At 61.6% G+C, this 12681-nt stretch carries 10 protein-coding genes; 1 reads left to right on the forward strand and 9 read right to left on the reverse strand.

The features are described from left to right. Positions 1–35: 35 nt before the first annotated feature. From nac to AB5K84_RS29080, 9 genes are all read right to left on the reverse strand, one after another. Positions 36–983: a nitrogen assimilation transcriptional regulator NAC gene (gene nac, locus AB5K84_RS29040; protein WP_011086401.1), complete on the reverse strand. Its 948-nt coding sequence runs from the start codon at positions 981–983 to the stop codon at positions 36–38. A gap of 155 nt (positions 984–1138) precedes the next feature. Then, positions 1139–2347 carry an aspartate transaminase gene (locus AB5K84_RS29045; protein WP_011086400.1) on the reverse strand — a complete coding sequence of 403 codons (1209 nt, stop codon included), beginning with the start codon at positions 2345–2347 and terminating at the stop codon, positions 1139–1141. A gap of 54 nt (positions 2348–2401) precedes the next feature. Continuing rightward, positions 2402–3142, reverse strand: a complete 741-nt coding sequence (locus AB5K84_RS29050) for a branched-chain amino acid ABC transporter ATP-binding protein (RefSeq protein ID WP_011086399.1) — start codon at positions 3140–3142, stop codon at positions 2402–2404. Further along, the gene (locus tag AB5K84_RS29055; protein WP_011086398.1) at positions 3135–3905 is read right to left on the reverse strand and encodes an ABC transporter ATP-binding protein; all 771 of its coding nucleotides are present in this window, start codon (positions 3903–3905) and stop codon (positions 3135–3137) included. Before AB5K84_RS29055 ends, AB5K84_RS29050 begins: the two co-directional genes overlap by 8 nt. Next, entirely contained in the window at positions 3902–4888 is a 987-nt protein-coding gene (locus AB5K84_RS29060) for a branched-chain amino acid ABC transporter permease (protein WP_038966182.1), read from the reverse strand. Before AB5K84_RS29060 ends, AB5K84_RS29055 begins: the two co-directional genes overlap by 4 nt. 43 nt (positions 4889–4931) lie before the next feature. Next, on the reverse strand, positions 4932–5804 hold the full coding sequence (locus AB5K84_RS29065) for a branched-chain amino acid ABC transporter permease (protein WP_011086396.1): 873 nt from the start codon (positions 5802–5804) through the stop codon (positions 4932–4934). Between the two features lie 12 nt (positions 5805–5816). Continuing rightward, positions 5817–7001 (reverse strand): ABC transporter substrate-binding protein, encoded by a 1185-nt coding sequence (locus AB5K84_RS29070; RefSeq protein ID WP_011086395.1) that lies wholly within the window; start codon positions 6999–7001, stop codon positions 5817–5819. A 599-nt stretch (positions 7002–7600) separates the two neighbouring features. Continuing rightward, on the reverse strand, positions 7601–8560 hold the full coding sequence (locus AB5K84_RS29075) for an OmpA family protein (RefSeq protein ID WP_011086394.1): 960 nt from the start codon (positions 8558–8560) through the stop codon (positions 7601–7603). An 888-nt stretch (positions 8561–9448) separates the two neighbouring features. After that, positions 9449–9910, reverse strand: coding sequence for a hypothetical protein (locus AB5K84_RS29080; protein ID WP_011086393.1), 462 nt, complete (start codon positions 9908–9910; stop codon positions 9449–9451). 802 nt (positions 9911–10712) lie between these two features. Here AB5K84_RS29080 and AB5K84_RS29085 point away from each other — a divergent pair. Continuing rightward, on the forward strand, positions 10713–12575 hold the full coding sequence (locus AB5K84_RS29085) for a caspase family protein (protein ID WP_236842228.1): 1863 nt from the start codon (positions 10713–10715) through the stop codon (positions 12573–12575). The last annotated feature ends 106 nt before the right edge of the window (positions 12576–12681 follow it).

Consider the following 12681-nt stretch of genomic DNA (forward strand, 5'->3'; position numbering starts at 1 on the left):
TGCAGGCGCGCGGCTTTGACGTTCGGCCGTGGCGCCTAGACCGATCGAATGCCCTGCGGATGGCTGCGCATTAGCTTCTCGACCACGGTTAGAAGCACCGATCGCGTGGCGAGCGCAGGCTCCGACAAGGGCAGATGGTCGGAGATGCACAGCGAGACGGTTGCCTCGATCGCAGGGCGAACCAGCCGCCGCACCTCGACACCGCCAAAGCTCGACGCGCTCGCGGCCACCGAGGCCGGCAGGATGGTCGAGCCGAGACCCTCGGTCACGGCCGCACCGAGCGCGGAGACGGATTCGATCTCGGAGACGACGTTCGGCGCCACCCGGGCCCGCGCCAGCGATTCGTCGATCAGCCGACGCAGGAAGTGCCCCTGGCTCGGCAGCAACAGCTTGACGTTGGCCAGCGCCGACAGTGGCAGCGGCTCGTCCGCCGGCTTCTTCGCGCCCGGCCCAGCAGGCGAAACAAGAAACAGCTCCTCGCGGAACAGCGGCTGCAGCTTGACACCCTTGATCGGGCCGGAGCCATAGATCATGGCCATGTCCATTCTGCCGGTCATAATCAGCTCGCTCAGCACATGGCCGAAACTGTCGTTGATATGGACGATGATCTGGGGATGCAGCGTCGACATCTCCTTCAGGATCGGCAGCGACAGAGTGCTTGACGCCGAGTAGGTCGCAAGGCCGATCGAGACGCGGCCGGCCAACGCCTTGTTCGATTGATCAATGTCGATCTGGGCCTGCTCGATCTGCTTCAGCAGCAATTGCGCATGACGGTAGAGGATGAGGCCAGCCTCGGTCGGGACGATGCCGTGATTGCTGCGCAGGAGCAGCTTGTGCTTGAAATGGCTCTCGAGCGCTGCGATCTGCTGCGACAGCGCCGGCTGCGCCGGCTGCGCCGTGCGCAATAGGCCGGCGGCGCGCGAGACGCTGCCGGCGTCGACCACCTTGACGAAGCTCTTGAGCTTCCTGAAATCGACGCTCATCTGTGTCGAACGCTGGTCCTCAACCGAACGGGCAGCGCCCGCTCGGCCGTTCATGGAAACACGGTCTGGATCGATACTATCCTTTATCTAGCCTATTGATTTCAATCGGTTTCTTCGCTTGCGCGCCGATTTGGCAGGCAAGTCCGGCCTCGCACTCAGCGCAGCGCTCTGCAGGCCTTCTCGATGCGGTCGCAGGCGGCCTTGATGGCCTCCATCGAAGTTGCAATCGAGAGGCGGAAATAAGGTGAGAGCCCGTAGGCCGCGCCCTGCACGGCGGCGACACCGACATCATCGAGCAGATAGAGTACGAAATCGAGATCGCTCTCGATGACCTTGCCGCCCGGGGTGGTCTTGCCGATCACGCCGGCGCAGCCGGGATAGAGATAGAAGGCACCGTCAGGCACCAGACAGGACAGGCCGGGGATCGCATTGAGCCGTGCGCAGGCATAGTCGCGGCGCTCCTTGTAGAGCTTGACGCTGTCGCGAACGAACGACTGGTCGCTGGTCAGCGCATGGGCGGCCGCGGCCTGGCTGATCGACGATGGGCACGACGACATCTGCGATTGCAGCTTGTTGATGGCGGCGACCAGCGGCGCGGGACCGGCGGCATAGCCGATCCGCCAGCCGGTCATCGCATAGGTCTTCGACACCCCGTTGGCGAGCAGGACGCGGTCCTTGAGCTCGGGCACCGCGGCGGCAAGCGTCGTCGCCGGCTCGTCGCGGTACCAGATCTGGTCATAGATGTCGTCCGAGAGCACGAGGACGTCGGGATGACGCAGCAGCACGTCGCCGATCGCCTTGAGGTCTGCGCGGGAATAGGCCGCGCCGGTCGGGTTCGAGGGCGCATTCAGGATCAGCCAGCGCGTCTTCGGCGTGATCGCGGCTTCCAGCGCCTCCGCCGTTAGCTTGAACCCCTGGTTCTCGGAGCAGCGGACAATGACGGGCTTGCCGTCATTGGCGATCACCATGTCGGGATAGGAGACCCAATAGGGCGCGGGAACGATGACCTCGGCGCCCTCCTCCACGCTCGCCATCAGCGCGAGGAACAGGATCTGCTTGGCGCCGCCCCCAACGCAGATCTCGTTGTCGGCATAGTCGAGGCCAAGGCGGCGCTTGTAGTCGGCGATGATCGCCTTGCGCAGGGCGACAGTGCCGTTGACGGCGGTATATTTGGTCTCGCCGCGATCGATCGCCTCGTGCGCGGCCGTTTTGACGTGATCCGGCGTGTCGAAATCAGGCTCGCCGATCGCCATGTCGACGATGTCGCGGCCGGCGGCCTTCAGCTCGCGCACGCGGGCGGACGCCGCCGTGGTCGGAGATATCTTGATGCGCGAGACGCGCGCGGCCGGCACGAAGATCGTCACTGTTGTCGTCCTTTGCGTTGCGAATGCCGTCCACCTGCCGGGCGGACGCCTAGATCATTGTTCGACGTCGGTCTCACCGCGCATGCGGCCGGTGAGGAAGAGCTCGCCCAGCTCGTCATGGGTGATGTCGGCGGGACGCCCGTCCCAGATCACCTTGCCGAGCCGCAGGATGACGGCGCGCTGCGCCACGGCCATGGCCTTCTTGGTGTTCTGCTCGACCAACAGAATGGTCTGGCCGGCCGCGTTGATGCGCAGCAGCTCATCGAACACGATGCCGATCGCGGTCGGCGACAGACCGACCGAGGGCTCGTCGACGAGCAGGATCTTTGGCCGCTGCAGCACCGCCATCGCGACTTCGAGCAGCTGCTGCTCGCCGCCCGACATGTTACCGGCCAGCGTGTTGCGGCGCGTCTTCAGGATGGGGAAGAGGTTGTAGACATAATCCCGCTCCGCTTTCACCTTGCTGTCGCGCAGCGTATAGGCGGCCATCTGGAGGTTCTCGTCGACCGTCATGACAGGGAAATTGCAGCGCCCCTGTGGCACCCAGGAGATCCCTTCGGCGAGAATCGCGCGCGACTTGAGTGCGCTGATGTCCTTGCCCTGCCAGTTGATGCTGCCGCCCTTGACCGTGGTCATGCCATAGAGCGTCTTCAGAAGCGTCGACTTGCCCGCCCCGTTCGGCCCCATCAGCGCGACGAACTGTCCCTGCGGCACGTCGAGATCGACGCCGTTGAGGATGTCGAGCGAGCCGTAGCCGGCCCGCAGGCCCTTGATCGAGAGAGAGGGTTCAACCACCGAGATAGGCCTCCCGCACCGCCTGGTTCCGGACGATCTCGTCGGGCGTTCCTTCCGCGAGCTTGCGGCCCTGGTCGAGCACGACCACGCGCTTGCACAGGCTCGTGACGACGTCGATGTTGTGCTCGATGATGAGGAAGCTGACGCCGAACGAGGTGTTGGCGAGGCGGATGCTCTCGACCACACGCTCGATCAGCTTGGGATTGATGCCGGCCATGGGCTCGTCGAGCAGAATGAGCTTCGGCTCTGGCATCAGCATCGAGGCGAACTGGATCAGCTTCTGCTGGCCGCCCGAGAGCTTGCCGGCCGGCTGGAAACGCACATCCCAGAGACCGGCGATCCTGATCAGCTCGCGTGCCCGTTCCCTGAGCGCCGCGACGCGATTGCGCGCGGCGGCGCCGATCCCGAACGTCGACCAGATGCCGGGAAAGGTGAACATCTGGCCGGCGATCACGAGGTTTTCCTCGATGTCCAGCGCGGAGAAAACCACGGTCTTCTGGAACGAGCGCAGCATGCGGCCTTCACGGGCGATATCGTTGAGCGACCAGCCCGTGATGTCCTGACCGTCGAGCTTCACAGCTCCCGCGCTCGGTCTTGCGAGCCCGGTCACGCAATCGAAGAAGGTGGACTTTCCGGAGCCGTTGGGGCCGATCAAGCCGCAGATCTCGCCGCGGTCGACATGCAGATCCACCCAGTCCACGGCGCGCACGGCGCCGTAGGACTTGCAGAGGCCGGAGATATCGAGGATCGGCAGCCCGTTCATTTGCGCTTCTCCAGGAATGACCAGAAGCGGCCGATCAGCGGCGCGAATCCGCTGGGGAACCAGAACACCAGGCCGAGCAGGAAGAAGCCATAGGCGATCATGCGCAGCTCCGGGGCGACGCGCAGCGCTTCGGTGAGCCCGACGAACAGCAGGCTGCCGAAGATGACGCCCGAGATGGTCCCCGCCCCGCCGCCGAGCACGATGATCAGCATCGTCGTCGAATAGTACATCTGGAAGGTCAGCGGGCTGACCACGGTCAGATAATGCGCATAGAGACTGCCGCCGAGCCCCGCAAAGGCAGCGCTGATCATGAAGACGACGAGCTTGTAGTGCCAGGTCGGAATGCCAACGGATTCGGCAAGCGTCTCGTTCTCGCGAATGGCGATCATGTTGCGGCCCGCCGGCGACCGAACGATCAGGTAGACGGCCAGCGTTGCCAGCGCAGCGATGACGAGCGTCAAATAGTAGAAGGCGACGGTTCCGGAGACCGTGAACGAGGCGGGCCCCAGCGCGAAATAGGGTTTTGGGATCCCCGCCAACCCCATGTCGCCGCGCGTCAGGCTGATCCAGTTCTTAGCGATGGCTTGACCGATGATGACGAAGCCAAGCGTGCACATCACGAACGACGTCGTACGCAGCCTCAGAGCGGGAATTCCGAGCGGCGCCGCAATTGCGCCCGTCACAAGGCCGGCGGCGAGGAAATTCAGATAGAACGGCGTGCCGAAATGGACTGCCAGCAGCGCCGACGTATAGGCCCCAATGCCGAAGAACGCTGCCTGCGCCAGCGACAGCAACCCGGTGTATCCCTGCAGCAGGTTGAGACCATGGGCCGGCAGCAGGAAGATCAGCGCGATGATAATCGCGTGCAGCGGGTAATTGCCGAGGAATAGCGGTGCGACGCATGCCAGCGCGCCGAGCGCGAGGCCAAACGGAACGCGAAAATCCCGTCCCGTCGCCGCAACAGGGAGTTCGGCTGGTGCCATGGTCTGGTCTCGGACGATCTCAGTCATGTCACATCCATGGTAGTCAGAAGCGGGCCTGCGCGGAGAAGAGCCCGTGCGGACGCCACATCAGCACCAGCATGAGGGTCGCAAATCCCACGGTGTCGCGGAACTGCAGCCCGACATAGGTGGCAACCAGGCTCTCCGCGATACCGAGGATCATCGCCGCGACGAACGTGCCCCGGACGTTGCCGAGTCCGCCCATGATGATGATGGGCAGCGTCTTGAAGGTGATGAGCTCGCCCATGCCGCCGTAGACGCTGACGTTCACGGGCGCAGTCAACACGCCCGAGAGCGCCGCCAACCCAGCCCCGAGGATGAAGGTCCAGAGCGCGATGTGACGGACGTCGATACCGACCACAGCGCAGCATTCGATGTTCTGCGACACCGCGCGCATCGCCTTGCCCATCCGGCTGTAGGTGACCATCAGCTCGAGGCCGACGAACACGATGAGGCTGACGATGATGATCAGGATGCGCTGCTCGGCCAGTGTGAAACCGAACAGCGTCACCGGCTCGATATAGCCGCCGGAGAAGAACTTGTAGCTGCCACCGAACACCAGGATGACGGTGTTCTGCAGGATCAGCGCGACGCCGAGGGTCGCGAGCACGCCGGCCTCGGCCGGCGCTCCGACGATCCGCTGCATCACGAAATTGCCGACCACGACGGCGATGACGGCGGTGGCAACCACACCGATCACGACTGCTACCGGATAAGGCAGGTCGAAATATTCGATGGCGAACCAGGCCCCGAAGGTGCCGAGCATATAGTATTCGCCATGCGCGAAGTTGATGGCGCGCAGCACGCCAAAAATCATCGTCATGCCGACCGCAACGATCGCATAGACCGATCCTGATACGATGCCGTTAACGACCTGCTCTATGATCGTGTAGAACATGTGCGTGGCGCCCTATTTGGGATAATCGATCTCGGCCGAATAGGCTCCCTTGATGGCCGGCTTGCCGTTCTCGATCTCGAGCAGGATCATCGGCAGGCGCGCCTGATTGTGATCGTCGAAGGTCACCTCGCCGACCGCGCTCGCATAATGGATCTTGGACAGCGCGGTGCGGACCTTCTCGCGGTCGATGCTCTGGGCCTGCTCGATCGCCTTGGCCAGAAGATGCGTCGTCTCCCAGTGCACATAGGCGTGGTTGTTGGGGGCTTCACGGAACTCGGCAGTGAACTTGTCGACGAACGCCTTGCTTTTCTCCGGCTCGTAGGCGGGAAGCCAGGCCGCCGCCTCGATCGCACCTTCGAGCGCCTTCGGCGCCGCCTTGATGGTCTTCTCGGTATTGAACTCGGCATTGCCGATCAGCGGAATCTTCCCTGCGATCCCGACCTCCATCATCTGACGCCCGACGATGGGCGTGGAATCGGCGTTGCCGTACATGATGATGGCCTGGGCGCCGGAATCGCGGATCTTGGACAGCACGCTGCGGAAATCCACCTCGCCCTCCTTGTAATAGTCTTCCGTCAGGATCTGGCTTTTGAAACGAGGAAGGTACTTCTTGGTGAACTCGATGGCCGCGCGCCCATAATCGCTGTCGACCGAGAGCACGGCGTATTTGGTAAAGCCCTTCTTCTCGGCGGCGTATTGCAGCACGATCAGGGCACGGTTTTCGTCGGTCGGATAGTTACGGTAGGTCCATTTGAAGCCGCCGACGCCCGCCTTGTAGGTGATCTTCGGATTCGACGACGCGGCATTGAGGAGAAGCACACCGGCATCCTCCACGACCGGCTGCATCGCGAGCGTCACCGAGCTCGATACGTCGCCGATGATGAAATCAACCTGGTCCTGGTCGATGAGACGGCGGGTTGCGGAGACACCCTCGACCGGCGTGCCCTGGCTGTCACCGGCCAGGACGTTGATCTTGCGCCCGCCGATGCCGCCGGCGCCGTTGATCTCCTTGGCCGCCATCTGGGCGCCACGCAGCGAGAACGCGCCATAGCGGGCATTCGGCCCGCTCATCGGCGCGACGAGGCCGAGCTTGACGGTGCCGTCCTCGGTTCGGGCGAAGGCACTGGAGGAGACGGCCTGAAGGCCGATCAGTGCGGTTCCCATGCAAAATCCGCGTCGGCTCAATTCGATTGTCATGTGCCCGCTCCGTTGCCGCTACAAAATGATGCGCCCGCGATCTCCGCCACTTCCGTGGTCTTGCTCTTGGAATTTTCTTCTGCGGCCGACGGTAAAAAATAGATTTACGTTCGATGACAGGGGAAGCATGACTGCGGTCTGCCGCCATAGCGAATTCTTATGGCGCCCCTGCGCTTTCGATTTGTCGCTCGATGCAGCTAGCGCTGCGCGCGCGAGAGCGGCTGCCAACAAATCCCCGCTTGAATCGCGTTCGCCCTGCGCTCAGTTCCAAACGGCCTCTTGCGGGCCCGCGCAGACCGGCGCGGACGCCGCATCTGCTACCCCGCGCCTCGACCGAAACTGTCGAAAAGTGCAGGCGGACGACCAGTCGATCGCACCGAGGCGGCGCCATCTACATCGGAAGGCCCGATCACGTTAGCTGTGAGGAGATTTTTCTTGATCTCCCGGTGCACACGTAGTGCACATGCCGCCCTCTAACTATCTGAAAGATCTGAACTCTCGCTCCAATCCATCATGGGGAAGTTTGAACTAGGTCCAGCCAACAAAAGCTAGCTCGGGACATGAACCACTGTATGCGGGCTTTGTCGGCCTCGGCATGCTCACGGCCCGCCAAACGGCTTTGGTCTCTCCAGCGGGATGAAAGCGCTCAGATGGGCTGGGTATGTCGACGCGCCGCCGCCTATGGTCGTGCCGGTGCTGATGCTCAAGTAGACGTCCTTCACCCCCTTGGGCGTTTCCAGCAGGATCCAGTTCTTGCTCACATCGCCTATGCCGATTGTCGTAAAGCGCATCGACTTGCCGAACTGCGAACAGGAGATTGGCTTTTCAGTCGTAAACGAATTCCACGGGCCATGCAGGGTACCCGATCTACCGCCAGTTTTCGGAAGGCTTAAGCCAAAGCCCAGGCCGACCGCCGCATAGACGTAGGTGCACTTCAAATTGTTTTCCGTGTCCCATATGGAGAACAAGGCGCTGGCAAACGCAATCCCGGCTCCAGCCCTGCCCTTCACGATGCGCTTGATGGCCGCTCTCGCGGCGAACGAGATCGAACCGTCGACCTCAAGCAGCATGGCTATCTTGAAATTTCGACTGACTTTTGGCTTCGGCGGAACGGGTCGCGGCAAGTCTGGCTTTATGATCGGTTCGAAATAGACCTTCGGGAGCACCCAAAGGACCACTGATCTATCGCTGTCTTCGTCCAGCCTGTGATTTGCCGTCTGCGTATTGCCGATGGCGTGCGTCTGCATTTGCTCCGGGTGGATGCCCATCTCGGACAGAGACCGCGCGACTGTAATCACGCGGTTGGCCGACGTCGTCATATTCCAATCGGCCGCACCGATCCGGCTCGCGGAGCCCGTCATCCAGATCTGACCGGCGTCATCCTCGAGTAGGGGTACCACTTTGTTCTTCAGAAATTCGGAATGCTCTTTCTTCAAGCCCCGAAACTGGTAGCCGGCAAAGTCATCGAAATCGAAATTCCAGAGCCGCGCGTGCAGAACCCCCACTCCTGAAAAATCCAGATCGACGTCAACCCTGCCCGGACCAGTTTTGTGAAACATGTCTCTTCGACCTGCAGTGAACAGATAGCAACTCGTCGGCGATCGGCCGGACGGCGCAGGACCGCCTTGTTTTTAGTGCGGGCAAGAGAAGAGAAGTTCATGAAATCGGTAGCTACAACGAAGGTTGTGATCTTCTTCCCATTTCGATCTGGCGCCGAAGCAGTGTGCGCTGTGCAACGCGACATCATTGTCGCGATCGGAGCAGTGACGACCTAGGAGGGGTCGCGGTAGGACAGGCCGTGGAACTCGTACAGCACGACGACTTCGCGGAATTTCCCTAGACCTCGAAGCCCCTACCCGACCGCTGTCAAAGCGACAGCGCATCTAGATAGTACTTTTGCCGGCTTGCTCTGCGTCTGCCTGATCCCCATCAAAAACAAAGCGAAACGGTAGGCGTCGCCCAGCAGCCGCAGCGCAATATCGCGGAAGCACTTGGTGTGCTCGTTGGTGATTTGGCATTGCGTGTCAATTGCGGATGGCTTTGCGCAAAGCAGGCGAAGTGGTCACCGGTTCTGTGATCGCAATCATGGACTCTCGCGCTAAACGTCTGGGCTGGAGCGACGAGGTTCTCGCGAACAGGAACCTGGCGTCGTCTGCTCGATCTACTCTCACTAAGGCTGTCGCTGCCATGCGCGAAACGCAGTCATTCAGTTGCTTTTCGATTTCCGACAAGGGGCTCGCCAAGGGCTCCGCCTACGAGGCCCGGCGCGATGGAACTTGCCGCCTCGACGTCGGGCCGGGAGCACACGACTGCGTCGATTGCCACAATGTGATCGTTTGGCTGAATTCAGTGGAGACCGCCTCGCGCAGAGGACGTTCGGACCGTTTCGCGCGGACGCGCGACCTGCAGGACGACGGAGGCGACGACTTCTGCGGTCGGCCAACGACTTATCCACCAAATCGCTTGACCAGCTTTGAGCCCTTGGCTGCATCGATCTGCTGGCCAGTCAAGTCGGAGCCGGCGCTCAATCCTATCGTCATGAGGTTCTTGACGCGCTGCGCCGCCTGCTTCTCATTGGAATAATCGATCTCGACGTGATCAAGGCTCATCAGATGACCAAGCTCGTGAGCCCAGGCGCGTCCATTGGCGTGGTCATTGCCATACCACTGGACGAAGCTTGCCGGCTCGGGTTCGCTATTGGGGTATGAGCCTCCGCCAGCGGACAGATTTTCGATCGAATTGACGAGGTAGATGTGGATGGCATTGTCCGGATCGTGCCGAGAGGTAAGAACACCCAGCAATCGCTGATCATTGCTGCGTGCGCTCTTTGCCATGTCGAGCGGCTTCTCCATCAAGCAATCGCTGATCACGAACGCGATCTTGGCCTTTGACCAGATCGTATTGACCACGTCGAGCGCCTTCTTGGCCGTCGGGCACCGGCAGTATAGATAGGGCGAGCCGGCTATTTGCCGCGGGCTACCGCGTCTGTTTGCTTATCGACGCCCAGTCTGCTCGACGCGTCGGATCAGGCGACGTCGGGCTCGATGTGGCTCAAGCTCGTCATTGGATCGTGCTGCGCTCGGGAACTTGAAAATGACGGTCTTCATTTGGGGAGATGAAGAGTACAAAGGCCACAAGAACGTCCTCTCTCACGGAGGATCAGCTCCTGGAGAACTTCTACGGCTTCGTGGTCGCCAAGCCATAGCTCGATGGACGAGTCGAATTCTTCGCAAAGTCCATCACTGCCCGAAGCCGAACTGACGGCCTTGCTCCGCGCTGTTGACCTGATTGCAAGCTGCGACCGAGACGGTCGATCCGCGAGCCCGTCCTTGGACTTCACGTCCGCTCGATCGCCGTCAGCGGAACTTTCGTTTGAACCACGTCAGAGCCTTCTGGTGCGCTGCCGCGTGCAGGCCAGCAAGAATGTAATAACTGTTTTACATCAACATCTTATACCGAGGTCGCACGACAGCACAACATTGGCGGGCGCCCATCATCCACATGAATCGGCGCACAACGCCCGGCCGCAATAATCCTCCGCACCTTTTGAACGCCTCCGCATTTCAAAACAACACATAGGAATGGATCGGGCTCGAGATCGGTACTGTATGCAGACAGGCAGCCGCCAGTAGCGTACGAATTCAGGAATTATTTCTTACGCGGCCGTCCTCGCGACGTCACCATTCTACGGGCATAGGTTGGGTGTTCGCCATGAGATTGTACAGGCACCTCAGGGTTTGTCTTCTTCTCGCCGCTTCGCTGTTCCTGGCCTCTCAGCCAGCCTGGGCGACAAAGCGCGTGGCTTTGGTGGTCGGCAATTCCAGCTATCAAAACGCCCCACTGCTTCCAAACCCGGCCAATGACGCTGCGGCCATCGCCGCGACCTTGAAGGGCGCAGGTTTCGATGTGGTTGACTCAAGGCTCAACCTCGCCGCGACCGACATGCGGCGGGCCCTGAGAGAATTCGCCGATCAGGCCCGCAATGCCGACATTGCCTTGGTGTACTATGCTGGCCACGGTATCGAGATCGACGGGACGAACTATCTGATCCCGACAGACGCCAGACTCGAGCGTGACACGGATATCTATGACGAAGCATTCTCGCTCGACCGTGTCCTGCTGGCGATCGAGCCTGCGAGGCAGCTGCGCGTTGTGATCGTCGACGCGTGCCGCAACAATCCGTTTGCCGACTCAATGAAGCGTACAGTTGCCTCGCGATCAATCAGCCGCGGGCTGGCCAGGGTCGAACCCGCCGTCTCCAACACACTGATCGCGTTTGCGGCGAAAGCCGGACTAACCGCACTCGATGGCAACAGCAAGAATAGTCCGTACGCGACGGCTCTCGTGAAGTATATTGCAAAGCCGGGGCTCGACTTGCGCAGGGCTTTCGGCTTCGTCCGCGACGATGTCTTGCAAGCCACGGGCAACCGACAGGAGCCCTATGTCTACGGCTCGCTGGGCGGCGAAGACGTTGCACTGGTTCCGGCTGCCAAGGCCGAGGAGCCGATACAAGCAGCCAACCCCCAGTCGGAAATTCGTCGCGATTACGAATTGGCCTTGCAGCTCCGCAACAAGCCCGCTCTGAACGCGTTCCTGACCCAGCATCCAGACGGATACTACTCAAATCTGGCCAAGCTGCAGCTTAATCAGCTCGAGGCCGAGGACGCACGCGTCGCGGCGACGGCGAAAGCGCAGCAGGCCGAGCAGCAACAAGCTCGCCTGATGTCCCAGGGCGCCCAGCGTGCCGAACAGGAGAAGGCGGCCGCGGATCTGAAGGCTGCGGAAGAGGCCCGGATTGCCGCCGAGAGGACGAAGCAAGCGGCGCAGGAGCAGGCCACCGAGGCGGAACGGAAACGGACTGCATCCGAATCTACAATCGTCGCTGCACTCTCCGGGAATAAGCCGGCCGTTGAGAGTACCGTCGCGGATAACCCTACGGCCGCTGCGCCCGGTGAGTACAGCAAGACGCCCAAGCTTGCGGCACTGAGTGACGAGCCGCGCCAGACCGATATCGCAAGAGCCGATATCGCCAAGTCCGTACAAGGCGAATTGAGCCGCGTCGGCTGCTTCGCCGGCCCCGTCGATGGCCAATGGAATGCGGCCTCGCAGCGCTCGTTGGCTCTCTTCAACCGGCACGCAGGCACCAAACTGGACGTCAAGCTTGCAAGTCTGGATGCTCTTGACGCGATCAAGCTTAGGCCATCGCGGGTCTGCCCGCTGATCTGCGATCGCGGCTACAGGCCCGACGGCGACCAGTGCAGTAGGATCACCTGTGCCGAGGGTTCGTTCCTCAACGACGACAATGAATGCGAGAAGCGACGCGGGAAGAAACCGGTTGCGAAGCGCAACACGGACGAGCGTCCGTCACGTGCGGATCGTCCGGCCCGCGAGAGACCGGAGCCAACAGCCGACGTTCCGCGGCGGCAAGCAACTGTGAAGAACAGCGGCGGCGGCAGTGGTCAGATCGTTTGTGATCAATCTCTGTGCCGTCAGGTCAGTCGCGGCTGCCACCTCGAATACCGCGGCGGGGGCGGCCCCGGGGGCAACGTAGGTAATGTCGAGTCCTGCCGCTAGCAACGCGCAAGGCTGCCACGGCGTCATGGAAGGCCAGGAGGCCGCGCGGATTTTGGTGTCGAGAATGTGTGACGGGCAGCAGAGCTTAACACCAGGTCAGCCAGGT

The sequence above is a fragment of the Bradyrhizobium sp. 1200_D9_N1_1 genome (assembly GCF_052075915.1).
Classification (GTDB): domain Bacteria; phylum Pseudomonadota; class Alphaproteobacteria; order Rhizobiales; family Xanthobacteraceae; genus Bradyrhizobium; species Bradyrhizobium diazoefficiens.

Bases quoted from the DNA above. Each gene is read 5' to 3' on its own strand.
- AB5K84_RS29070 (WP_011086395.1), bottom strand. From the start codon at position 7,001: ATGACAATCGAATTGAGCCGACGCGGATTTTGCATGGGAACCGCACTG.
- nac (WP_011086401.1), bottom strand. From the start codon at position 983: ATGAGCGTCGATTTCAGGAAGCTCAAGAGCTTCGTCAAGGTGGTCGAC.
- AB5K84_RS29060 (WP_038966182.1), bottom strand. From the start codon at position 4,888: ATGGCACCAGCCGAACTCCCTGTTGCGGCGACGGGACGGGATTTTCGC.
- AB5K84_RS29085 (WP_236842228.1), top strand. From the start codon at position 10,713: ATGAGATTGTACAGGCACCTCAGGGTTTGTCTTCTTCTCGCCGCTTCG.
- AB5K84_RS29065 (WP_011086396.1), bottom strand. From the start codon at position 5,804: ATGTTCTACACGATCATAGAGCAGGTCGTTAACGGCATCGTATCAGGA.
- AB5K84_RS29075 (WP_011086394.1), bottom strand. From the start codon at position 8,560: ATGTTTCACAAAACTGGTCCGGGCAGGGTTGACGTCGATCTGGATTTT.
- AB5K84_RS29055 (WP_011086398.1), bottom strand. From the start codon at position 3,905: ATGAACGGGCTGCCGATCCTCGATATCTCCGGCCTCTGCAAGTCCTAC.